Annotated in this window: 17 protein-coding genes; 11 read left to right on the top strand and 6 right to left on the bottom strand. The window is 42.0% G+C overall.

From position 1 onward, the window contains the following. Positions 1 to 29: 29 nt before the first annotated feature. Entirely contained in the window at positions 30 to 1,784 is a 1,755-nt protein-coding gene (locus tag CD03_RS0120940; protein WP_027295308.1) for a leucine-rich repeat domain-containing protein, read from the top strand. Between the two features lie 108 nt (positions 1,785 to 1,892). Here CD03_RS0120940 and CD03_RS0120935 read toward each other — a convergent pair whose 3' ends face one another. Next, the gene (locus tag CD03_RS0120935) at positions 1,893 to 2,156 is read right to left on the bottom strand and encodes a hypothetical protein (protein WP_027295307.1); all 264 of its coding nucleotides are present in this window, start codon (positions 2,154 to 2,156) and stop codon (positions 1,893 to 1,895) included. Positions 2,157 to 2,209: 53 nt separating this feature from the next. Further along, entirely contained in the window at positions 2,210 to 3,640 is a 1,431-nt protein-coding gene (locus CD03_RS36300; RefSeq protein WP_052377895.1) for a serine hydrolase, read from the bottom strand. A 154-nt stretch (positions 3,641 to 3,794) separates the two neighbouring features. Between CD03_RS36300 and CD03_RS0120925 the strand changes: the two genes are divergently transcribed. The 5 genes from CD03_RS0120925 to CD03_RS38330 all read left to right on the top strand — a co-directional run bounded on the left by CD03_RS0120925 (position 3,795) and on the right by CD03_RS38330 (position 13,993). Further along, entirely contained in the window at positions 3,795 to 4,307 is a 513-nt protein-coding gene (locus CD03_RS0120925; RefSeq protein ID WP_027295306.1) for a transcription repressor NadR, read from the top strand. Between the two features lie 124 nt (positions 4,308 to 4,431). Further along, complete coding sequence (locus CD03_RS0120920; RefSeq protein ID WP_027295305.1) at positions 4,432 to 5,496, top strand: PTS transporter subunit IIC; 1,065 nt, start codon at positions 4,432 to 4,434, stop codon at positions 5,494 to 5,496. A gap of 201 nt (positions 5,497 to 5,697) precedes the next feature. After that, positions 5,698 to 6,231: a cob(I)yrinic acid a,c-diamide adenosyltransferase gene (locus tag CD03_RS0120915; protein ID WP_044289563.1), complete on the top strand. Its 534-nt coding sequence runs from the start codon at positions 5,698 to 5,700 to the stop codon at positions 6,229 to 6,231. A gap of 176 nt (positions 6,232 to 6,407) precedes the next feature. Further along, entirely contained in the window at positions 6,408 to 10,043 is a 3,636-nt protein-coding gene (locus tag CD03_RS0120910; protein ID WP_027295303.1) for a glycoside hydrolase family 98 domain-containing protein, read from the top strand. Positions 10,044 to 10,147: 104 nt separating this feature from the next. Next, entirely contained in the window at positions 10,148 to 13,993 is a 3,846-nt protein-coding gene (locus tag CD03_RS38330) for an alpha-galactosidase (protein WP_052377894.1), read from the top strand. 164 nt (positions 13,994 to 14,157) lie between these two features. Here the strand turns inward: CD03_RS38330 and CD03_RS0120900 are convergent, their stop codons facing one another. Then, complete coding sequence (locus CD03_RS0120900) at positions 14,158 to 14,898, bottom strand: peptidylprolyl isomerase (protein WP_027295302.1); 741 nt, start codon at positions 14,896 to 14,898, stop codon at positions 14,158 to 14,160. Between the two features lie 208 nt (positions 14,899 to 15,106). On the opposite strand from CD03_RS0120900, the gene CD03_RS37990 reads away from it, so the two are divergent. Next, positions 15,107 to 15,304 carry a hypothetical protein gene (locus tag CD03_RS37990; protein ID WP_156042974.1) on the top strand — a complete coding sequence of 66 codons (198 nt, stop codon included), beginning with the start codon at positions 15,107 to 15,109 and terminating at the stop codon, positions 15,302 to 15,304. A 155-nt stretch (positions 15,305 to 15,459) separates the two neighbouring features. After that, positions 15,460 to 15,687, top strand: a complete 228-nt coding sequence (locus CD03_RS0120895; protein ID WP_156042972.1) for a hypothetical protein — start codon at positions 15,460 to 15,462, stop codon at positions 15,685 to 15,687. Positions 15,688 to 15,778: 91 nt separating this feature from the next. Here CD03_RS0120895 and CD03_RS38990 read toward each other — a convergent pair whose 3' ends face one another. The 3 genes from CD03_RS38990 to CD03_RS0120880 all read right to left on the bottom strand — a co-directional run bounded on the left by CD03_RS38990 (position 15,779) and on the right by CD03_RS0120880 (position 17,934). Next, positions 15,779 to 15,901 carry a hypothetical protein gene (locus tag CD03_RS38990; protein WP_255348096.1) on the bottom strand — a complete coding sequence of 41 codons (123 nt, stop codon included), beginning with the start codon at positions 15,899 to 15,901 and terminating at the stop codon, positions 15,779 to 15,781. A gap of 65 nt (positions 15,902 to 15,966) precedes the next feature. Next, positions 15,967 to 17,262 carry a sensor histidine kinase gene (locus tag CD03_RS36290; protein ID WP_052377893.1) on the bottom strand — a complete coding sequence of 432 codons (1,296 nt, stop codon included), beginning with the start codon at positions 17,260 to 17,262 and terminating at the stop codon, positions 15,967 to 15,969. After that, positions 17,263 to 17,934: a response regulator transcription factor gene (locus CD03_RS0120880; RefSeq protein WP_027295300.1), complete on the bottom strand. Its 672-nt coding sequence runs from the start codon at positions 17,932 to 17,934 to the stop codon at positions 17,263 to 17,265. Positions 17,935 to 18,243: 309 nt separating this feature from the next. Between CD03_RS0120880 and CD03_RS0120875 the strand changes: the two genes are divergently transcribed. The 3 genes from CD03_RS0120875 to CD03_RS0120865 all read left to right on the top strand — a co-directional run bounded on the left by CD03_RS0120875 (position 18,244) and on the right by CD03_RS0120865 (position 24,379). Then, complete coding sequence (locus CD03_RS0120875) at positions 18,244 to 20,613, top strand: ABC transporter substrate-binding protein (protein ID WP_197041685.1); 2,370 nt, start codon at positions 18,244 to 18,246, stop codon at positions 20,611 to 20,613. A gap of 226 nt (positions 20,614 to 20,839) precedes the next feature. After that, positions 20,840 to 23,128, top strand: coding sequence for a helix-turn-helix domain-containing protein (locus CD03_RS0120870; protein WP_242849191.1), 2,289 nt, complete (start codon positions 20,840 to 20,842; stop codon positions 23,126 to 23,128). A gap of 333 nt (positions 23,129 to 23,461) precedes the next feature. Continuing rightward, positions 23,462 to 24,379, top strand: a complete 918-nt coding sequence (locus tag CD03_RS0120865) for an ABC transporter permease (RefSeq protein WP_027295297.1) — start codon at positions 23,462 to 23,464, stop codon at positions 24,377 to 24,379. The last annotated feature ends 3 nt before the right edge of the window (positions 24,380 to 24,382 follow it).

Below are 24,382 nucleotides of genomic sequence, written 5' to 3'. Positions count from 1 at the left end.
ATGATTCTAAAAACTAGGGAGAAGAGATTATGAAAAAACATATGGTATTTTTATGGTTGCTTATAGCATATTTTTTTATATGTGGATTGACTGTATCAGCACAAGAAGATACAGATAATAATTGGATTTATAATTTAAATTACGATTATGATTCCGGAAAGACAATAATTGAAAATCTTGATTGGAAAAATGCAGATATAATATCTGCAAATGTTTATGTTCCAAAAAGTATAGATGGATATGAGGTAAAATCTTTAAGCAATTTATTTTATAAAAAGATATCTGATAAGGTTCAAAGCATAAAAATTGATGCTGATATTAGTATACTTCCAGTAGATGCTTTTAAAGATAGGAAAAATCTGATGTCTGTTAAGCTTCCTGATACAATTACTGTTATAGAAAGTGGAACTTTTGATAATTGTCAAAGTCTTGTTACAATAGATATGCCCAATAGATTAAGCTCTTTAGGGATGTATGCTTTTAGAAATTGTATAAAACTAAGAAATATAAAAATACCTGTTGGTGTTCAGTCGATTCTAGGATATACATTTGAAAATTGTAAATCTCTTACAGCGGTCGATTTGTCAAGTGTTACGAATATTGAAGATGCTGCTTTTGCAGGATGTGAATCGCTGACAGAAATAACATTTCCTGTTACCGTTAGAACAATAAAAGATTACGCTTTTGCTGATTGTATAAAATTGAAGAAGGTAACTACTAATGAGGATATAATTGTAGGAAAATCGTTTCTACGCTGCGCACCTGATTTGGTTATTTACGGTAAAACTGGTGGTAATATGGAAATGTATTGTAAAGCTAACAGCATTAAATTTATATCTAATGGTTTGAAGAAATTTAAAGTTCAGTTTTTTAATGAATATGATTTAGTTGGTACGCAATTTGTAGAATACGGGAAGAATGCTACACCACCAGTAATAAAAAAGAATGGATATATAAGTGTATGGGGGAATGAAGTAAACGATATAGAAAATGATTGCTCCATTTATGTAAAGTGGGTCAACACATTTATATACGGTAACTATCGTTATAAAATAAATCAAGGGAAAGGCAATGAAGTAACTTTAGTAGGGGCTGTAAACACTAAGATCTCAAAGGTAATTATTCCAGATCAGGTTCAATATAATAATACGAATTTTTTAGTAATAAGAATTAAAAATAAAGTATTCAAAAATAATGAATATATAAAAACGCTTAAAATTGGCAATAATGTCAAGCAGATAGATTGGGAAGCATTTTATATGTGTAAAAAATTATCAAGTATTAAATTTGGAAATAATATAGAATCAATTAGTAAATCAGCTTTTGAAGGATGCATAAATATAAAGTCACTAAAGTTTCCAAAATCTCTTAAATCAGTAGGAGACAACGCATTTGCAGGAAATAAAAGATTAAAAGCAGTTTATTTGAATGACAATTTATTTGCTGTAGGAAACTATACGTTTAGAGATTGTACAGCACTTGAAAAGGTTACTACTGGTAAAAAATTAAAGGCAATATATCCAGGGGCATTTTTGAATTGTAAGAAATTAAAAAGTATAACGATTCCGTCTTATGTGTACATAATCTCAGATAAGGCATTTAAAAATTGTAAGAGCTTAAAAAAGATATTGATCAAAACTAAAAGATTGGATAAGGTTGGTGTAGATGCTTTAAAAAATATAAATACACAAGCGCTCATTACTGTTCCCAAAAATAAATTAAAGGCATATAAGGAACTATTCAAATATAAGGGTCAACGAGCCTCTGTTAGAATTAGACATTAATTGATTTGAAACTTAAAACGGGAACCCAAAAAAGGTTCCCATTTTAAGATGATAAATATTATTGTTATAAATTTGTAATTAACCAGATCTTAAAATTATGTCAATATTTTATTCCTCAATAACATGTATCTCCAAATAATCAAAATCAATCGATTCAATAAAATTATCCTGATTAAAACGTGCTTTATCATGGCGTTTGAACTCAGCCACTGTTGCATCCAGCCACAGTGGCTTACCCAGATCAAATTCATAACAGGCGGCATCCAGGGCATTAAAAATTTTATGGGTTCTGGTTTCACCGGTGTCATCACAGATCACGGTATCCCGCAGCATTTTATTATCTTTAAATATCTTAAACCATATTCGCATCATATTAATGTGTTTCCTTTCTTGCTGTTCGTCTATTCAAGATTTCAAACTGCCGCTTATTCATTAAAGTAGTCATAGATCAGTGAGGATAAACTGTTGATGTGATTTACTGCTGAATTGGTGGCAGCCAGGTCTGTGGACATAATGCATAGTATGTAATCACAGGCGTTGGAATATACAATAGCAGCATCATTTTCGGAGTTGCTGACCTCACCTGTTTTATTTGCACTTGTCACGCTTTCCGGAAGTCCGGCTGGAATCTTATAAGTGATTTTCTGATTTAAAAGGAGATCTTCCATGCTTCTTGAAGCAAGGTGCGAAACAAGTTTTCCTTTATATATTTTTTCCAAAAGTTTTCCGCAGTCAGCGGGGGAAGTCTGGTTTACTGCATTTTCTACCCAGAGGCTGGGATCAGCCAGTCCGTTTACCTGCTTGGTGTTTTTAAAGCCGTTCTTCTGGACAAATTCATTTACCATCTTCATGCCTTCACTGTGGTCTTTGGTCGGTGACAGGGATCGCACCAGTTCATTGGAAGACTCATTGTCACTTACGGTGATCATATCATTTAACAGTCGGTCAATGGTTTCGGTTTTTTCAAGAGTTCCATCTGCAATATGCTGGTACACGGTTCCCATGATGTAAAGCTTAATCAGACTGGCTGATTCCATGGGATGTTCATTGATGCTGATCACGTCTCCTGTTTTTAAATTTTTCAGGTAAAGCCCCCAATCGCCCGCGAAGCTGTCAAGCATATTGGTAAGTGTACCTTCAAACTCTTCCCAGGTCTGCTTGATGGGAAGCTTTTTGTGTAGATATAATGGTGTCAGTCCCGCTTCTTTTCCTACCCTCAGGTCAAAAGTCTGGGGAATGGATTTCTTTGAAGGTTCTTCACTATATCGGAGAAGATAACTTTCAGGGGAAGCCATGATTGATTCAATTTCCGTAGTGGATGGTTCGGTTTCCGGTGAGGAGTTGATAACTGCGGTATCTTTTTTGTTATAAATCTGATATTTGGAATCTGTATCGGATTCTTCTGATGAAATTTTATAGTATCCCGATTCGGATTCAGCTTTTTCTGTGACAGTAGTACTGCTGGAATATTCGGCAGTGGTTTCTTTTTCTGTAAAATCATACTCATTCAGTTCTGAGTTGTAGGGATCGTCGTCTGTATCATTCATTTCGTTGGAATCATTGCCTGAGTTTTCTTCCAGACTTATGCGCAGTTCCTGAAGCTCGGTGAGTTTTTCTGTAATCTGGTCATATATATGAAGTTCTAATGTACCTGTTTTCTCAGCTTCACTGTTGGATGTCCCCGATGAGTCGGATGAACTGTTGGTTTTCAGGGACAGTGAGTCCGATTCCTGTCCGGATGCAACGGTATAGACTGTTTTTTCCGAATATGCGGCAGAACCGAGCAAGAAGGCGAGAACAATAACGGCCAAACATTGAAGCGATTTAAAAAGTAGTGCTTCTTTATCTTTTATCATTTTGTATCAACCTTTCGACAGTATATTCTATGTTACATCATACAATAAACCAAATTTATTGTAAATAGGAAATGTAGGGATTATTGGTTGCCCTCTGCCATGTTTCCATAGTATAATCATACCAAATACAAAAATCCCGGAGGCGTTTACATTTATGGAAACATTAGAAAGACGAGAACAAATCATTAAAATCCTGGAACAGAGCCAGGTTCCTGTGTCTGGGACAGAACTGGCGAAAAGACTGTCTGTCAGCCGTCAGGTTATTGTCCAGGATATTGCACTTTTACGAGCGGTTAATAAAAATATACTGTCTACCAATAAGGGCTATATACTCTACCATACATCAGTTCCGGCAAGGGCAAGGCGGTCGGTTCGGGTAAAACACCGTGCAGACCAGACCCGGGAAGAGTTGTACTGTGTCGTTGACCTGGGCGGGAAAATGCTGGATGTGGTTGTAGAGCATGAAATATATGGGCAGATTATGGTAGACCTGATTATCTCAAACAGAAGAGATGCAGATGAATTTGTAAATAAGGTGGAGCATTATAAGACCCGCCCGCTCAATGCGTTGACGGATGGGGTACATTATCATACAATCGAGGCGGATTCCGAAGAAATTCTGGATGAGATTGAAAATGAGCTAAAAGAAAAAAGAATACTTGATTAATGATCAAAAATATGGTACATTTTCCCCAGTGACAAGACAGCTGTCAAGAACTTATAATACTGTATAAAGACTATTTTATAGGGTAAAGTCTTAATTGATGGCTAATACGATCCGGGAGGGAAAGATGAATTTAATTAAAAGGTATTTAAACAGAGTTTTCATTGATGGTCTAAGCGGCATGGCTCTGGGCCTGTTTGCTACATTGATTGTTGGAACCATCATTCAACAGATTGCAAATCTGATCGGGGGCGATATTGGAGCGCTGCTATTCCAGGTGGGCAAGGTGGCGGCAGCCATGACCAGTGCAGGTATTGGTGTGGGTGTTGCCTATAAGTTCAAAGAAAGTCCGCTGGTAGTACTTTCTGCGGCAACGGCCGGTATGATTGGCGGCTTTGCAGGCAAGATTCTGGCAGGCACCGTTCTGGTGGACGGGGCGATTGTTCTGGCTGGACCGGGTGAACCCCTGGGAGCTTTTATCGCCGCATATGTAGCAATTGAAGTGGGACATCTGGTATCCGGGAAAACGAAAATCGATATTCTGGTAACACCGATTGCAACAATTGCATCCGGTGCAGCGGTAGGCCTTCTGGTTGGACCGCCCATTTCCAGATTTATGGAAGGACTTGGAGCAATTATTAACTGGGGTACAGAGCAGCAGCCATTCCTGATGGGGATTATCGTATCTGTAATCATGGGTATGGTTTTAACACTTCCCATCAGCTCGGCTGCACTGGGCGTAATCCTCAATCTTTCCGGTCTGGCAGCAGGAGCGGCTACCATAGGGTGCTGCTGCAACATGGTAGGATTTGCAGTAGCCAGTTACCGGGAAAATAAAGTGGCGGGGCTTCTTGCCCAGGGTATAGGAACCTCTATGCTCCAGGTACCCAATATCGTACGAAAGCCGGTTATATGGATTCCCGCAATTTTATCCAGTGCCATATTAGGACCTGTTGGTACGATGATCTTAAAAATGACCAGTAATGCAACTGGTTCCGGTATGGGAACCGCAGGACTGGTAGGCCAGATCATGACGTATCAGACTATGGCGCCTGTGGAGGGATCTACCGTAGTTTTAATCAAAATAGCGGTGATACAGATCTTACTTCCTGCAATTGTAACGCTGATTGTATCGGAATTTATGAGAAAGAGAAACTGGATAAAACCAGGTGATATGAAGTTGGATTTATAATATAGCCTCAGAAAGAGCAGGGATAATTGCCAGGTGAGTTCTGGCATCTGATTCCTGCTCTTTTGTTTTCCCATTTTATCTGTTTTTCTATAAACACTTATGGTAAAATAAATAATCATAACACGTTGGAATCGTTTGTACATCATTGCCCACATAAAATGCTGCACGAACATATATTAAAATAAATCAGGAGGTTTGGAAATGTTAAAAGGAACAGGTTTGGTTCATATTTATTATGGTGATGGAAAAGGAAAAACTACAACCGGTATGGGGCTGACGATCAGGGCAGCAGGATTCGGGTACAAGGTTCTGGTTTACCAGTTTATGAAGAACAATAAGACCAGTGAACGTAAGATTTTGGAAAAGGTAGACAATATCCGCATCATAGATGGGCTGGAGGAAGAAAAATTTAGTTTTCAAATGACACAGGAGGAAAAGGCAGAGCGCAGGGAGTTTTACAAACAGCAGTTTTTAAAAGTGACACAGATTGCCAAAGAAGAAGGATATGATGTGCTATTTATGGATGAAACAATTTATACCATCAGCGCAGGACTGCTGGATGAAAAGGTAGTTTTAGATTTCCTCAAAGATAAGCCGGAAAATCTTGAGGTCATCATAACGGGAAACACCCCTAGCCAGGAACTGATAGATGCTGCCGACTATGTATCTGAGATAAGAAAGATTAAACATCCCTTCAACCAGGGACAGGCGGCACGTGACGGTATTGAGCGGTAAGTAAAAATGATATATTTTTGTAGTAAAAAGTTGATTTTTTTACTACTATTTTTCATTTTGTAAAATTCCTCCCACATGGGTCAAAAAAGTAAATTTTTGTGACAAGTAATCGTATGTACTTTGTTATTTGTAATCATTATACTGATGATAAAGATATGCGAAAGGGAGGAAAAAAGATGAAATGGAGAGGAAAAAAACTGACAGCTTTATTGGCTGCAACGTGCTTATGCCTCAGTACTCCGCTCACTGCAGCGGCTGAATTGAGAGATCAGAGTTCTGTCATAGAACATGTTGAGACAGAAGCAGAAAATCCAGTACAAACAGAAGACGGCAGCACACAGGAAGGCAGAACAGAGGCCGGGAGCGAAACAGAGACGGACCAGGTGCTTATGGATGAGAACCAGGCAAAAGAGGCTTCCGCAGACTGGGTTGAGATTGACAACAAATCAGACCTGGTAAAATACTCCGGTAAATGGGAAGTGGAAACGGGCGACTCCCATATTGGAGGAGATGCCAGGCAGTCCAATGCACCGGGGGCATGGGCAGAGGTTACATTCACCGGAACCGGTATCCGTTGGATCGGACAAAAAGATACCAATTATGGGGAAGCCAGGATTTACCTGGATGGAGAAGAAATAGACAGGGTAAATGTTGCAGGGACAGCAGTAATGCAGGAAGACCTCTATACGCTGGTTGGAATTCCCTTTGGTGAGCATACCCTCCGCGTTGAAGCGGTAGGACCTGAGATACAGTATCAGAACTATATTGAGGTGGATGCGTTTGAATATACTGGGGATACCAGTGAAGTAAAGGCGGATACCTTAAGTGTAAACCCGGACACAATATCCTTAAAGGTTGGAAAAACTACCAGCCTGAGTGTTGATGTACTAATGGGAACTGCACATGTGTATAATCAGGAAGTGGAAGTGGTCAGCAGCAATGAGGAGATCGTAAAAGTCAGCGATGGATTAACTGTTGCGGGAATTGGAATCGGATCGGCTGTACTTACCGTTACCAGCAAAAACCTGGAAAAGGAAATACCGGTTGATGTAATGGGAAAAGCAGCCCTTAGAATGACAATAGACAATGAGAATCCATTGATCATTCATCACATGGCAAGGGAAATGAATCCCTCAGAAGCTACCCCGGGACCAATTCAGGGCGGACATGATATCGTTACGTTCTGGAATCAGCTTCCGGAGAACCAGAAGCCATACTCTGCAATTGTCATCCATCCTGGGTATTACCTGAATGTAGATTATCCGGGGCATATGGAATTTTTAGATGAACAGACCAGACTTGCAGAGGAAAACCATATCCCGTTTTTCGTTATGGTTGGTAATTCATTTACGAGTAATTATCTGTCAAATGCCAAGGTGGCAGAGTATTACCAGAACTTTGAATATTTTATGGGAACTGCATATTCCGAGCTTCACAGTGCAGGGAATCGTACAAGGCTCAGCAACGAAATAGCGGATAAAATTGAATTGGCCGCTCAGTATGGCGGGTATGTCTGGGTTGCAGATATGAACGATGAGGGCGATTCTGTTGAGACAATTATCAATAATGAACGGTTTTACAATACGGCAAAAGAAAACAAAGAGAATCTTATTCTGATGTCGAAAACAACAAGTGCATGGAGCACAAACGTAAGCTATAATTCCTTTGAAAGCGTCACCTATGGTGCCTGGCTTTCCGATATGTGCGATAATTACGGTTCCCTGATCGATTCCTGGATGTGGTTTATCGAGGGTTACTGGAAGCTCTATGAAAATCCGGACGGAAGTATTGGAAGCCATGGACCGGAAGAGTGCAGAGGTGCATTTGCATTTCCGGAACTGCTCTATCCCATGCGTATGATCCAGGAGTCTATGAGTGGTGCTACGGTGTATTCCTTTGAACATCCGTTTAATTCAACCGGTATCCGTAACCAGATAGGACCCGTATATAATCATGCGATCAGTAAAGCAGTTGATTATATGCTGAATGAAAAAATACCGGATAAGGAAGAAATGCTGACGAAAACTAAAATCGCCTATGACAGCACAGATGGATCTCTCAATAACTTTGCAGGCTCCATGGGATGGAATGTGGTAGGCACCCTGTACGGAGATGGGGGGAAACAGGGAGATGAAAAAACCTTCATGACCCAGACTACAGGAAGGTACGGCATATTGCCATCCATTATTCCAAGAGCGATACAAGATTTTAAGGAGAAGAACGGAAATATTCTGACACTGACAAAATCCGATATCAGGAATTCCTATAATTCACCTGAAAAACTGAAAGCGCTGTTTGATGAAGCTTATCCCCAGACTTATACCGGTACCGGATATGCGTACAAACTGGATAATACCTGGTATACATACAACAGCAAATGGCAGCAGGAGATGAGACAGGAAGTAACTCTTCCCACCAATGACAGCAACACCGATATTCATGTGGAATATGATAACTACACCTATCTTCTGTTAAAAGAGGAAGACAATGCTTATAAGGTAAACCTGAATAACTTCCTTGTTGATAAGGATGATATCTGGGAAGGATATATTGCTACCGGGCCGGGAGAGACACAGCATTGGGATTCGGATAATAACGACCTGTGGCCTAAGTATCTGCTGAACAATTATATGCCGGATGGGGCAAGGAGAGATGAGCAGTTCCGCAATACTGTAATTACCCTGACGAATCAGGAAGAGGAGCCGGTAATTGAAGTGATAGACGGAATGTATGATTCCGGTAATAACCACAATCAGTACAGCACTCCAAAGGTCACCTATGACCCGGCAACAAAGGAAGCCAAAATATCCATAGACAGCAATGGCTGGGTTAATTTTGTGGTTCATAAAGTAATAAAAGCGGATAAGCAGCAATTACTGAGTAAGTTAAAAGAAGCAAAAGGGATAAATGCATCCTTATATACAGCGGATACTTATAAAGTGCTGGCAGATGCCATTCAATCAGCTCAGACAGTGGCAGATAATGAAAAAGCGGATCAGCAGCAGGTTGATGCAAGTACAGCCGCTTTGGTGAAAGCAATTGCCGGGTTGAAGAAGCTGCCTGCTCAGGCAGAATTGGATGCCCGCGCGGCAGAGCCTGTGATAAACCAGATCAACGGGATCAAAACGGTAACTCTGAACAGTGAAGCGCTTATAAAAGAAGCGCGTAATGCATATAACAAACTGACTCCTGCACAGAAAAACCTGGTTAAAAATTATTCGGTTTTAACTGCAGCAGAAACCCGCCTGGCACAATTACAATTTCAGTCTGTCCGGTTAACATTAAAGGCTGTACCTTATCAGTCTAAGAATATTAAGCTTAGCTGGAAAAAAGCAGCGGATGCGGACGGCTACGTTATTCAGGTCAAAAATAAAGGCAAATGGTCAACCGTAAAGAATATAAAAGGAAATGCAACGGTTTCTTATATTTATAAAAAGACCACTCCGGGAAGCAAGTACCAATTTTCCGTAAAAGCCTATAAAGTAATTGATCACAAAACAGTTTACAGCCAGAATCGGACAATTACCAAAAAAGCCGTTCCGGCAGCACCTGTTGCCAAGAGCAAAGTTTTACGGGGATCTGTGACTATATCCTGGAAAAAGGTAAGCGGAGCTTCCGGCTATGTGGTAATGAAAAAGACAGGAAAGACCTGGAGAAAGGCAGCGGAACTAAAGGCCGGTAAATTATCTTATAAAGATAAAGATGTGAAAAAGAATAAGAAATATACTTATAAAGTAAAGGCTTACAAAAAATCTGGCAAAAAAAATATTGCAGGCAGTTACAGTGCAGATATCAGCGTAAAAGCAAAATAGAAATAGTCAAATGAATTAAATACACAGCCGGACTTGAATAGTAGAAAAGCTATCTGGTCCGGCTGTAGCTGAATCGTGTCTGAATATCAGAAAGGAAAAGTACGATGAAGAATAAAACTTTTGCAATGCTGGGAGCACTTCTAATGCTTGCAGGTACATTGGGCGGGAACGGATTAGAGGTGAAAGCCTCGCCAAGGGAGGTGGCACAAATAACCGGAAACGGGGTATCGGTGACGTTTTTTCAGGAAGATGGCACGGTGCAGTTATCCTGTATAGAGGATGATGGCAATACTGCTTTTATGACCAGGAACTCGCAGGTCTCTTATCCAGTGGTGGGTGGGGAGGAAGTAACAGACTTTTCAGACTTTCAATGTGAAGTACAGGAAAATGTAACCGGAGCTGCGGGAGCCGGCAGCCGGATGACAATCACCTCCATTTCCAGCGGCAGGGGGATTCAGCGGTCGGTAGTCATTGAGACGGTAGATGAGGTAAAAGGCCTGCTCCATATCAGCACTTCTTATAGGGCAGAAGAAGAGGTAGATGCAGACGAATTTATAGACAGCAGATTCAGCCTGGATAATCCCTCAGATACAGTCTGGAGTTACAATGGCGGCGGTGAGGGGGCCCAGAGCCGATACGATACTTTACAGAAAATAGATCTGTCGGATGGTGAAAGCTTCTATAGGGAAAACTTACAGGATCAAACTGCGGCAGGTATTCCGGTGGCGGATATCTACGGGGAAGACGGGGGTATTACGGTGGGTGATGCCAGTGTGACCCGGCGACAGCTTTCTACGCCGGTAAACGAGAGGAATGGTACCGCTTATGTGTCCGTGAAACATCCAGGTGCAGTTATTACCCAAAGGGAAACAGAAATCAGCCAGAGCTTTGTCAATGTACACAGAGGCGACTATTATTCGGGGCTGCGGGGTTACGCCGATGGTATGAAGCAGATAGGATTTACCACACTCTCCCGGGAACAGATTCCTGAAAGCAGCTATGATCTCCGCTGGGAGAGCTGGGGATGGGAATTTGACTGGACAGTGGAACTGATTATCAATAAGCTGGACGAGTTAAAAGAGATGGGAATCAAACAGATTACCCTGGATGATGGCTGGTATAATGCCGCAGGAGAATGGGGGCTGAACAACTGGAAGCTTCCTAATGGTTCTTCGGACATGCGGCGTCTGACTGATGCAATTCATGAAAGGGGGATGACTGCAGTACTGTGGTGGCGTCCCTGTGACGGTGGAAGGGAAGACAGCGCATTATTTAAAGAGCATCCGGAGTATTTTATAAAAAACCAGGACGGAAGCTTTGGGAAGCTGGCAGGACCGGGACAGTGGAACAGTTTTCTGGGAAGCTGCGGTTATGCGCTGTGTCCTTTGTCAGAAGGGGCAGTACAGAGCCAGGTTGATTTTATTAACCGTGCTATGAATGAATGGGGATTTGATGGATTTAAAAGTGATTATGTATGGAGCCTTCCAAAGTGCTACAGTCAGGACCATCACCATGCATACCCGGAAGAATCCACAGAACAGCAGGCTGTGTTCTACCGGGCAGTTTATGAGGCTATGACAGCAAATGACCCGGATGCATTTCACCTTCTATGCAACTGCGGAACGCCACAGGATTATTATTCCCTGCCCTATGTAACCCAGGTGCCTACTGCCGATCCCACTTCTGTGGATCAGACAAGGAGAAGGGTAAAGGCATATAAAGCACTATGCGGTGATTATTTCCCTGTTACGACAGATCATAATGAAGTCTGGTATCCTTCAACCATAGGAACGGGAGCCATACTGATTGAAAAACGTGACTTGTCAGGCTGGGAAGAGGAGGAGTATGCAAAATGGCTTAAAATTGCTCAGAAAAACCAATTGCATAAAGGGACATTTATTGGGGACTTATACAGTTACGGATATGACCCTTATGAAACCTATACGGTGGATAAAGACGGAGTCATGTATTATGCATTCTATAAAGACGGAAATCGGTACCGTCCGTCCGGTAACCCGGATATCGAATTAAAAGGGCTGGAAGACGGAAAGCTGTACCGCATCGTAGATTATGTAAATGATCTGGTAGTTGCCACAAATGTAACCAGTAGCAATGCTGTATTTTCTTACCCTTTCAGCGATTATTTGCTGGTAAAAGCAGTAGAAATCAGCGAACCGGATACGGATGGACCTGGACCTGTACCGGATCCTGAGGGGACGGTAACAGTAGAGGAAGATGATCCTGAACTGGTATATACAGGAGATTGGGTAAGGGAAGAAAATGACGGATACCATGGAGGAGGAGCCCGTTATACGAAAGAAGCAGAAGCTTCTGTAGAATTGGCATTCTATGGAACAGGTGCTGCCTGGTATGGACAGCACGACGTTAACTTTGGTAATGCACGGATATATATTGACGGAACCTATGTCAAGACCGTATCATGCATGGGAGAACCTGGAATAAATATTAAATTGTTTGAAATCAGCGGCTTGGACTTAGCTTCCCACAGGATTAAAATAGAATGTGAGACACCGGTAATTGATATTGACAGGCTGACTTACATCAAAGGAGAAGAAGTTCCTGCTAAAGTAATGACGGCGGACCTCCGGGCTTTGACTGATATAGCAAACCAATACGATATGAACAGTTTTGCAGATGGCAATTACAAAGACCAGCTGGGGGTATCCTTAGTTCGTGCCAACCAGCTTCTGGTAGCGGATGATGTAACCCAGGGGGCTGTAAATGAAGAACAGAAATACCTTCTGAATGCCATGCTGAAAATAAGAAAAAAAGTTGATAAGAGTTGGATCGGGCTTCCCGGACCAATCCCGCAGGATATACAGACAGAAAATATCAGCAGAGATAACCTTGCTAAAGTAATATCTTATACTGGGCAATTGGACAGAGATGAGATTATTCCTGCCATAAAAGAACAGCTGAACGATTCTTATGATAAGGCTGTCTCCATAGCAGAACGCCAGGATGCATCCCAGCCGGAAATAGACAGAGCGTGGGCAGAGTTAATGAATGCAGTGCAATATAGCAGCTATATCAGGGGATCAAAAGAGGAACTGTCATCACTTCTGGATGAATACGGAAAGGTAGATACCACCGTTTATAAAGACGCTGCTTTATTTATAGAATCCTTAGAAGCCGCTAAAAAGGTGTATCAGGATGAAAATGCAATGGATGGGGAGATCAGTGATTGTATCAAACAATTGCGAGATGCAAAAGATCAGCTACAACTAAAGGATCCGGTAGATCCGCCGAAACCCGATCCGGACCCAGATCCAAAGCCTGATCCAACACCAGACCCGGGACCAGATCCAAAGCCCGATCCAACACCTGACCCGACGCCAGACCCAAAGCCCAATCCAACACCGACGCCCAATCCAACACCAGAGCCAGCTCTAAAAAAGCCAGAACAGGTATCCGGTGTAAAGGCAAAAGCGGAGACTGATTATCTGACGGTTTCCTGGAAGAAATTGAATAATGCTGAATCTTATAAGGCGTATATTTATAAAAGCGGCAAATGGCGTCTGGCTGGAAAAACTACAAAGACATCCATAAAGATAAAAAAACTGGTTTCGGGAACGAAATACACCGTAAAAGTTGCTGCAGTCAATAAAGCAGGGCAGGGAAAATATTCATCACAGGTGTATACGGCAGCAAAGCCCAAAAAAGTCAAATTAAAATCCGTCAGCAGGTACCGCACATCAAAAGTAAAGTTAAACTATGGAAAAGTAAAAGCAGGCGGATATGAAATATGGATGAAGAATGGAAAGGGTCCTTATAAGAAGGCAGCCACCAGTACGAAGACAACAGCCATAAAAAGCGGATTAAAAAAAGGAAAAACATATTACTTTAAAGTCAGGGCTTATGTTAAAAATAAAAATCAGGTGATTTACGGCAGCTTTTCCAATATAAAGAAATACAAAATGGTATTATGAAATTATAAAAAGCGGCATGCGGGGGAAACTAATTCCTTGCACGCCGCTTTTTGTAATTTGTAATCAGATAAGAATAGTTAGGTAAACAACCTGATCAACGATCTAGTCACAATGAAATCGATAGTTGAAGCTATTGTGAAAGCTATAGTGATAGCATAGTCAGATCAATCGACTACCTTAATACTCTCAATAGTTGGCTGGTCTTCCGGAGATACCGTTCCGTTACTGTCCTGAACCTTCGTATCTTCACAGATCTTATCTACGATCTCCATTCCCTCGGTTACATAACCGAATACAGCATAATCGCCATCCAGGAAGTCACTGTCCTCGTGAACAATAAAGAACTGGGAGCTGGCACTGTCCATATCCTGGGAGCGCGCCATGGAAATGGCACCTCTTGTATGCTTCAGGGGATTTTCAACGCCATTATTGGAAAATTCGCCTTTTATTGTCTCATCGGAACCGCCCATTCCGTTTCCCTCAGGGTCACCGCCCTGAATCATAAATCCGCTGATAATGCGGTGGAAGGTAAGATTGTCATAAAATCCTTTCTTTGCCAGATTGACAAAATTAGTTACAGAGATAGGAGCATTATCTGCATCCAGTTCTACTTTAATGGTACCATAATCTTTCACCGTGATTTCTACATGATGCTTGCCTGAGAGTAAGGTTGAGTCAGCGGCAGCATCAGCCTCTGTGGTTTTTGTGGTGTCAGCGGTAGCGGTTTCTGCAGTTGTGTCAGTTTCGCCGGCTTCTTTTGTTGCGGCAGTTTCACTGGACTTAACTGTTTCCGTTTGTGCCGTAGTATTACTTTGCGTATCAGATGTTGATCCCTTTTGCCCGCATCCGGTGAAAACAGCGGCAGCCAGTAAAAGAGCGCCCAGCATAATAAATGGTTTTCTCATAATATTAACTTGTCCTTTCTCTAATTGATTGTACGCGTAATATTATAGTACATAAAGCTATATAAAGTAAATAGAAAACAGGAATTTAAAAACACGCGCTAATATTACAGCGAACAATTTCATCTTATATTTGGGTTTAGCTGAGTAATGACGCTTTGTAGATGTAGGTAGTGTACGGAAAGAGAAGGGGACGGACCAGGACATTGGTTTGGAAGGCTTACCGCAGAACTGGCATTTTCTAACCTTCCCGGAGCACTTTTTGGCGGCACGCGGGCATTCGCTGCGAAATCCTGATGCATTTCGCAGCTCACTGCCCGCTTACAATCCGATGGGAGAAGTACTGCATTTTGCAATGCAGTACTGGTCGAATTGTATCCGCCAAAAAGCACTCCGGGAAGGTAAGTAAATGCTCAGCTCTGCTATACGCCTTCCAAACCAATGTCCTGGTCCGCCCCCTTCTCTTTCCGAGATAGCATTCGTTGATACAAAGCTGGTTTTCTCAGCACGATAGGACCCCGGGGTTGTGGCATGCCGGACGCGATTGGCATAAAGCAACTGATCTTGAGAACGAAATTTGTTTTTCATTCTGTAACCAGAAAAAGGAACAAACTTTCATCTTCTCTTACACAAACAGCCGAAACATACTGCGCAGCATCCAATAAAGAACAGCCTGTCACAGCCCAGGGTCTCCACCCTGCTGAGAAAACCAGCTTTGTATCAACGAATGCTATCTCGGAAAGATGGGTGTGGGAAACTGGTATGGGTGGAGGAAGCGTAGAGCAGAGCTGAGTATTTACTTACCTTTTCGAAGTGTTTTTTGGTGGATAGTATTCGACTGGCTCCCATCGGATACTAAGCGGGCAGTGAGCTGCGAAATGCATCAGGATTTCGGAGCGAATGCCCGCGTGCCGCCAAAAAGCGCTTCGGAAAGGTTAGAAAATACCAGTTCTGCGGCCAGCTGACGGAGCCCATGCCAGTTTCCCACACCCATCTTTCCGTACACTACCTACATCTACAAAGCGTCATTACTCAACTAAACCCCAATTTAAGAAACTGTTCGCTGTAGTACTAAAGTATGCGGGAGGCAAGTGTGAAATAAAAGACGCTGCCGCCGCCCGGATTATCTTCCACCCATATTTTACCCTGGTGGAGACGGATGATTTCACTGGCGATACAAAGTCCAAGACCAAAATGCTCCCGGTCTTTGCGTGCCGGATCAGCACGGAAAAACCGCAGAAAAATCTTTTGCTTCAATTCATCCGGTATTCCGTAACCTTTATCGGCAACCCATAGTTTCAGTTTGTTATCGGTCTGACAAATGCCAAGCGTTATGGAACTGCCCCCGGGAGAATAACTAATTGCGTTATTCAGAAGAATGGAAAGAACCTGTTCGATACGCTGCTTGTCGCAAATGCATTGGGGGACCGGTCCATCCGGCAGTGTGATATGCAGAGTCATCCGGCGGCTCCTTGCAACGGGGCTGTATTTCTCATAGACATCCAGTAACAGGGTATCCAGCTGTGTATCTTCAAAATGGACAGACCAGGATTGGTTATCGGCATTGGCCAGAGTCAGCATATCATCGATCAGACGCTTCATACGTCCGCCCTCACTCTCGATTGCTTCATAGAAGACTGCACGGTCTTCCTCATCGGCGGCTTTTAATGCAGTGACGCTGGCGAGCATAACCGAAAGGGGAGAACGAAGCTCATGAGAGGCAGAGGCTACAAAGTGCACCTGTTGTTTTCTGTTTTCTTCGATTGGAGACAGCATCTGCCTGGTAAATCTCCTGGCAAAGAGATACAGCAGTAAAATCGCAGTTACGTCAATGCAGAGAAATGTCAGGCGCAGCTGAAAGATCTGGGAGAACAGCTGGGAGCGGTCGAACAGGATAACAGCGCATAATACACCTGTGGAATTCGGCAGGGAAGCAACGGAAACATAATATTTTTTATTTTGTGAAGACATCCCGAAGTCCAGATATTTAACCATTCTTTTGGAGACAGGGGGATTTGCAATATCGAACTGGTAATCCTTTTTTGCGGTCTGGTATGCAGTGTCTATGAGGTCTTTCTGCATGGAATCCTGCCTGCTTTGATTTTGAAAAAGCAGCCTGCCCTTTTCCAAAAGTACAATTGTATAATACCGGTTATCAGCCAGGCGAAGAAGCTTCTCATGGTCAATGATATTCTGTCCGTCCAGATAAGTCAGGATCGCATTTTGATTTTTGTCAAAGACCGCAGATTCATTTTTTGTTAAGAGGCCTTCAAACACAAAAAGCCCGGCAAGGGACATAACAATCAGGATTGCACTGGTGGCAAGGGTATTAAAAAGAGTCATTTTTATATGAATTTTATGAAACATTCAGACCTCCAGCCGATATCCGATCCCCCGGATCGTTTTAATGGTAAGGCTGCTGTTTACCGTTCCCAGGCGTCTTCTTAAAAAATGAATGTAATTATCCAGATTGCCATCCTCGATTTCGGCATCCGGTCCCCATACCTTTACCAGCAGCAGCATTCGGGGGAGTACCCGGTTTGGGTTTCTTAGAAATACTTCCATCAGTTCCCCTTCTTTTTTAGACAGGGAACAGGAGAGACTGTCTCTGTATAATACTTTTTCCAACGTGTGGAAGGTCACATCCCCACAGGTTATATGCTGCATAATTTCTATTTTTCTTGGACGCCGGCTGATACAGCGGATTCTGGCCATGAGTTCTTCATAAGCAATGGGCTTAACCAAGTAATCATCCGCACCTGTGTCCAACCCCTGCACCCGGTCGTTAATTTCGCCAAGAGCGGTAACCAATATGACGGGGGTGGTACTGCCGGATTCTCTTAATTTGGATAGAAGCATGGTTCCGCTCATGGACGGAAGCATTCGGTCCAGAAGAATCAGGTCATGGGCATTCTGGAAAGCCAGATAAAGCCCGTCTTCCCCGTTATGGCATATATCCACAGAAAAGCCTTCTTTTTTTAATTTATAGGAAAGAGACTGGCACAGTTTGACATCATCATCAATAATTAAAATTCTCATATTTTAAAGCTCCTTTGTATAGAATCCAATCCGGTTTATTAGGTATTAACAACTGCAAAAGCTAAAATGCAGAAGTCCAGAATCTTTTGAATATTATAGCATATCAATAACTCCTTTTGGTTGTTTCGGGAAAATTAGAGATAAATTAGAGATAAGATAAAGGTTTCTTAGAGGCAGCAAAAAAAGGTCTGTGTTATAATGAGATCACAGACAGGAATTATTTAAGAATGCCCGGGCTAATTTCCTGTGAGGTGGGGTGTGCAAATGGTGGGAAGGAATAATCAGGTACGCTCCAGGAAAGGATTTGCAATGAACAGACAAAAAAGAATAGTTTTATCGGTTTTATTAATGATGGTAATGATTATTCTGGGCGGGTGTAAACAACATGAAACTGCACCAGAAGACAAAAAAGGAGAACAGGAGAATGCAAGTCTGGAGACAACAGGCAATCAATCGCTTGGAAGATTTATAGAACAGGATTTGAATTTACCCCAGGGAGATCTTTCCACACTAGTCAAAACGCTTTCTGACAAAACCCTTAGGGCGTTTACCGAAAAAGGGGTTTATGAATCCCGGGATAGCGGTGACACATGGGTTGCCTGGGAGAAGCAGCCTAAAGAGCTGACGGATGATATGCAGGATAAGGGGGATACGGAAACGGCTTCCGGCAAATCTTCCACGTCATTTGTTCTAGAGAGCGGAGGCGTTCTACCTATAGCAATTGGATATGATGGCAGTTTATTTTACAAAACAAAAAAGGGTGAGGATAGAATATACAAATATATAGATAAAGATGGTAATGGAAGGGAAATCAATATATCCTTATCCGGAGACTTGAATGAAATTGCAGCAGCCGAATTCACCGAAGAGGGGGAATTAATATGCTGTGATATGGAGGGGAATATTTTTCAGATCAATTGCAGCACAGGAGAAATAGTGCATACTTATAATATGGCATCCAATGGAGAAAATTTCACATCTCCGGATCTGATTCCCATAGGCGGTAAGCTTTTTGTGGCTTACAGCAAGTTTAATGACAGTTGGGAGGCGGCAGATATAGAGGTGGATACATATGACCTGACATCCCATAAGGCAGAGGAAAAAAACCAGGTACTCAATGAATTTTTTTCCAGTAAGGAAAAGGTGGCTAATCAGACGAACATGCCCAAATTTATGACAGATCCTGTAAATAAAAATATCTATATAGCAGATATTACCGGTGTCTATAAATATACCCTGGACAGTTCCGTTGTAGAAAAGATTTTCAACGGAGCATTGGGGAAAATGTACAACCCTGCTGCTTATCTTGTGGGGGGAACGGTTATAAATGAGGACTCGTTTATATTAAATTACTATGTTGCAGACAGTATGTCACTGGTACGATACCAATATGATCCGAATGTGACAGCTGTGCCTGAGAAGGAGCTTACGATCTATTCGCTGTATGACAATTCCCTTGTCCGGCAGGCAGTTACTGTATTTCAGAAAAATAATCCGGATGTATTTGTGAATTTCGATATAGGTCTTACCGGCGAGGATGCCATAACTGTAAGCGATGCCATAAAAACCCTGAATACCAATATCATGTCCGGACAGGGTCCCGATATTCTGCTTTTAAATGGAATGCCCACGGAATCCTATATGGAAAAAGGCTTATTAGCGGATATCAGTGATGTAATAGCAGAAGTTTCAGATACAGATGGTATTTTTGAAAACATTGCCTCATCTTACAAAAAAGAAGATAAAATTTTAGCAGTACCAATGCGGTTTTCAGTTCCGGTGGTTATGGGTAAAACAGAACTGGTATCCCGGTATCAGGATTTAAATTCTCTGGCGGAGCTGGCAGAACAGCTGAGAAATGAAAATCCCGGGGCGCAGAGCATTTTGGGAAGTATGCCGGCTGATGTATTAATCCGACTATTCATGGCAAACTCAGCGCCATTCTGGATCTCAGAGGATGGAACTTTAGATGAAAATAGTCTGACAGCATTTTTTAGTTCTCTGAGTAAAATCCAGGATGCACAACTGGGAACAACAGGGAACGCAGATGATGGAGAATTTCAGGGGGAAACCCTGTCAGACACTCAGATGCTGGAAATGGTAAGTTTTATGACAACCAGTACTTATCTGTTGGGTATGATGGGGTATGAGGATACTAAAATTAATGTTTCTAATGCAGCCAATGCAGAAGATCTATGCTGGATATTGTCCATGAGGAGCAGATTGGGTGATGCAGAATATAAAACGGCACCCGGTGAGGTATATATCCCTATTGATCCAATGGGAATCAGTTCCAGAAGTGAAAATACAGATCTGGCAAAACGCTTTATGACAATGATGCTTCAGTCGGATATGCAATCGATCTCGGTCTTAGGTTATCCTCTAAATCAAAAGGTATTTGATAAAAATATGGAAAAGCCGGCGGAATTCAAAGACAGTTATGATCTGGTAGACGATACTGGAAGAGGTGAGTTTCATCTGGATCGGATCTGGCCTTCAACTAGTGATGTTAATGATTTTAAGCAGAAAATCGAAAGTTTAAAAACTCCGGCTCTATTGGACGATATGATTAATAAGACGGTGATGGAAGAAGGAAAGAAGTGTCTGATCACAGGGGAGTCGGTAGAAGACGCGGTAAAAAATGTCATGAAGAAGATCAGTATCTATCTGGCTGAGTGACGGGGACAGAGTGTTTGAAAATATAGATAAAATGCAGGGAAGAAATCAAATATTTTGGTTTCTTCCCTCCTTTTTATGCAAAATAAGATGTTTTTAACAGAATACAATGATTTTAATAGACCAAAAAATTGAATAAACAATAGGATTTTGCTATAATTTTACTATTCTGTTGAGATATTATGTAACCTGAGGGAAAGTATACGGGAGGGCGCAAAACGTGGAGAAGATGGGGTTCTGTAAGAGGCTGAAAAGAAGCGGAAGGTTAAAATACAAAATGCGGATTTTGCTGGCATTTTTTGCCGTGGCTGTGCTGGCCATCGGGTTTACAGATGTTGCAGTATTTCGCGGGCTGTCTGCAAATATCAGGGAAGATACGGATAAGGAAACCAGGGAAATGCTGCGTAATCTGAATAACTCTTATGAGAATCAGGTTATGCAGTATCAGGATCAGGCACAACTCCTGTATCGGAATCTGAATGTGAAGGCTTTCCTGGTATCCGGAGGGCGGGAAGATTCCCATATCGATACGATCTATGAATCCATGAAAGCTATGGCTGGAAATATGACCGGCATCTCTTCCGTTATCTTATTCTATAAAGAGGATATTCTGGCAAGCTACGATACGGGAATGGTAACCGTGGCTGCAAAAGAAGAGATAGTGAAAGCAGCCTCAGATACGGTGTCGGATAAAGATATCTTCTACGTGTGGCCCAATGACCGCAAATATCAAAAACATATGGTTATTCTGTGGAGTGACCGGGATTATCCAAATGCGCCCAGTAACTATGGCGTGGCGCTGGCGATTAATATGGATGCTGTGCAGGAAAAAGTCATACCATGGAACCAAAAGGCAGTAAATCCCATCTACATATTCCATAAGAGCGGAGAACTGGTTGCTGCCCAGAGAAATGAATACAAGGAAGAAGCCCAGAAAATGTTTCAGGAAATTTGTACAAAGGAAATTGACGAAGGCTCCTTTAATGAGTCCGTAGACGGGAAAAAACGGGCAATTTCTTATGTAAGGGAAGGGGATGGAAGGTTTTTATCCCTGCGGATACAGGATATGTCGGGAAGCCAGATACAGATAAACAGGGCGCTTCAGACTATATTATTTGCCACTGTTTTGGGGATGCTGGTTATTGCAGGGGCAGTGTGGGTGCTGTCTGGCTGGGTATACCGTCCTGTGGGCGCTATTTTCCGCAATATACTGCAACTGGCACAGAGCGGGGAAGAAACGGTAAAAGGAAAAGATGAATTGATTCTGGCAACAGATGCGCTGGAAGATGTAAACCAGAATATGAACCTGCTGAAGAGCCAGATCCGTAATAATGCAGCCGTGCGTTTTTTGCGGTATGGCAGGAGTGGGGATGTGGTTGATCAGAAAATGTTTGAGTTTGGAGACTGTGAACCGGATAATTTTACGGTAATTGTACTGCGGTATTTTCTGGAGGACTGGTCTAAAAATGAAGCACTGTTTGCATATGTAAAGGAAATTCGCTGGGTGAAGAGAGAAAATAGAAAAGGCGGTATGCACTGTTACCGTGCTTCTCAGGGAGAGATTATATTTTTAGATTATAGTATGAGAGAAGAGGGAGGCCCCCATGCGGTGTGCTATGACAGCCATGGGATGACGGAGGAAAGGTCAGACAGTATCCCCCTTGAAGAAGAGGCGGGAAAACTTCTGGAGGAATTAAAAACCCTATATGGAATGAAAGGCTGTATGGGAATTGCCCATTGCAGCAGGCCGGACAGGCTTCCCAAAGCATATCACTGTGCAGAACTGCTGACGGAGTATTATATACTGGCAAAAGATATGCAGGTGACGGACGAATCTGTATTGAAGGCAAAACGGCAGGGAACGGTACAGGAACCCGAACGGGACCACATTTTAAGGTTTGTTAAGAATGATACAGAGGAAGACCTGAATGCATGTATGCAAAGGCTTCTTAAGAATCTTACCTCCTACCATATCCTGGAGGCACAGAAGTATCTGAAAGAGCTCATAGCGGATGTGATTCGGCTTTCAGAAAGCATTTCCGGGGAAAAGAGTGAACAGTATGAGATGTATCTGGAGGATTTTCTCACCAATCAGATTTTTATCGGGCAGGCGGACATAGAGGAGTGGCTCTGCCAGCTGTTCTTACAAGTCAGGGCCCAGCTAAAAAGCAGCCGGCAGCCTAATGCGGTATATATTATGGGAGAAGTAGAGGTCTATGTGGGGGAGAATTACCGTGACTGCGGGTTATCAGTAGAGGCAGTTGCTGAGCACTATGGACTGAGCGTTTCTTATTTCAGTAAGCTTTTTAACCAGCATACAGGAAAAACATTCCCTGATTATATCAGTCAGCTGCGGCTTAAAAAAGCACGGGAAATGCTTTTGGAAAAGCAAAACATGACAATACAGGAAATTGCAAAGGAAGTTGGTTTTAACAGTTCCTCTTATTTTTCGGCAGCATTCCGAAAATTTTACGGAGTATCTCCGTCCCAGATACGGAGGGTTAAGACTAAGGATTAAGATAAGAACAGAACCAGAGCGTGTGCCAAACGCAGATTCCCTTATAACTAAGAATTAATATAAGATCAGAAGCAGGAGGCGGGCGAAAAGCCTGATATCCTGCTTGTTTTTTGTATCTGGACCAGAGTAATAATGCACAAAATAATTTCCTGTAATAACAAGAAAAGCACAAAATAAACAATTAAAGATGAAATTAATATTATAAAAACAGTATTATATTAGATGATATTATATAAAATGCGTATTTTTATGATTGATAATAAGTCAAAATGACGATAAGATGCATCCATAACACAAGTACGTACAGTGGAAATAAAAAGAAAGAGGGAGGCTATGAAACGAAAACACACATTTAAAAAGGATTTGCCGCTCTATCTGATGGCGTTTCCGGGAGTTGTGGTATTGCTTGCTTTTGCCTATGTTCCTATGGCGGGCCTGATACTGGTCTTTAAAGATTACCATTTTAAAGGGGGGATCTTCGGAAGCGAATGGGCTGATCCATTGTTTAAGAACTTTAGTTTCTTTTTCAATAATATGGATACGGCACTTAGAGCCACAAGAAATACGATTGGATTGAATATTCTGTTCTTTGTATTTGGGACGATTTTTGCGGTGGCAATAGCCATCATGCTCAGTGAAATAAAAAGTAAGAAGTTTATAAAGGGAAGCCAGAGCGTTATGTTCTTTCCTTATTTTATCTCCTGGATGGTTATGGGCGCCATACTAAACGCTTTGTTAAGCTCTGAAGTGGGAGTTATCAGCGGATTGTTAAAAGGAGCAGGGATTCATTTTGACTTTTACTCCAGTCCTGCTGCCTGGGTCATCATTTTAGTTTTAGTCGTGATCTGGCAGAGTACCGGATATAATTCTGTTATTTATTACGGTGTATTATCAGGCTTTGATACTTCTATATATGAAGCAGCACAGGTGGATGGGGCAAGTAAATGGCAGCAGATCCGCAAGATAACACTTCCGCTGTTAAGGCCGACTATTATCATTATGTTTCTCCTTTCCGTAGGAAATATGCTGAAAGGAAATCTGAACATGATGATCGGACTTACAAATCTAAATCCAATGCTTCTTCCAGTAACGGATGTAATTGATGTATTTGTTTACCGCAGCGGTGTAAAGAATGGAGACATGGCATTTGCGTCAGCAGTTTCCCTTTACCAGTCTATATTCGGATTCCTTTTAGTTATAATCTCCAATAAGATAGCGAAAAAATTCGATAAAGACACTTCATTATTTTAGAGA

This window comes from Robinsoniella sp. KNHs210 (genome assembly GCF_000686105.1).
Classification (GTDB): domain Bacteria; phylum Bacillota; class Clostridia; order Lachnospirales; family Lachnospiraceae; genus Robinsoniella; species Robinsoniella peoriensis.
The sequence above is the reverse complement of the archived record's forward strand: the minus strand, read 5'-3'. Positions and strand labels throughout refer to the sequence as shown.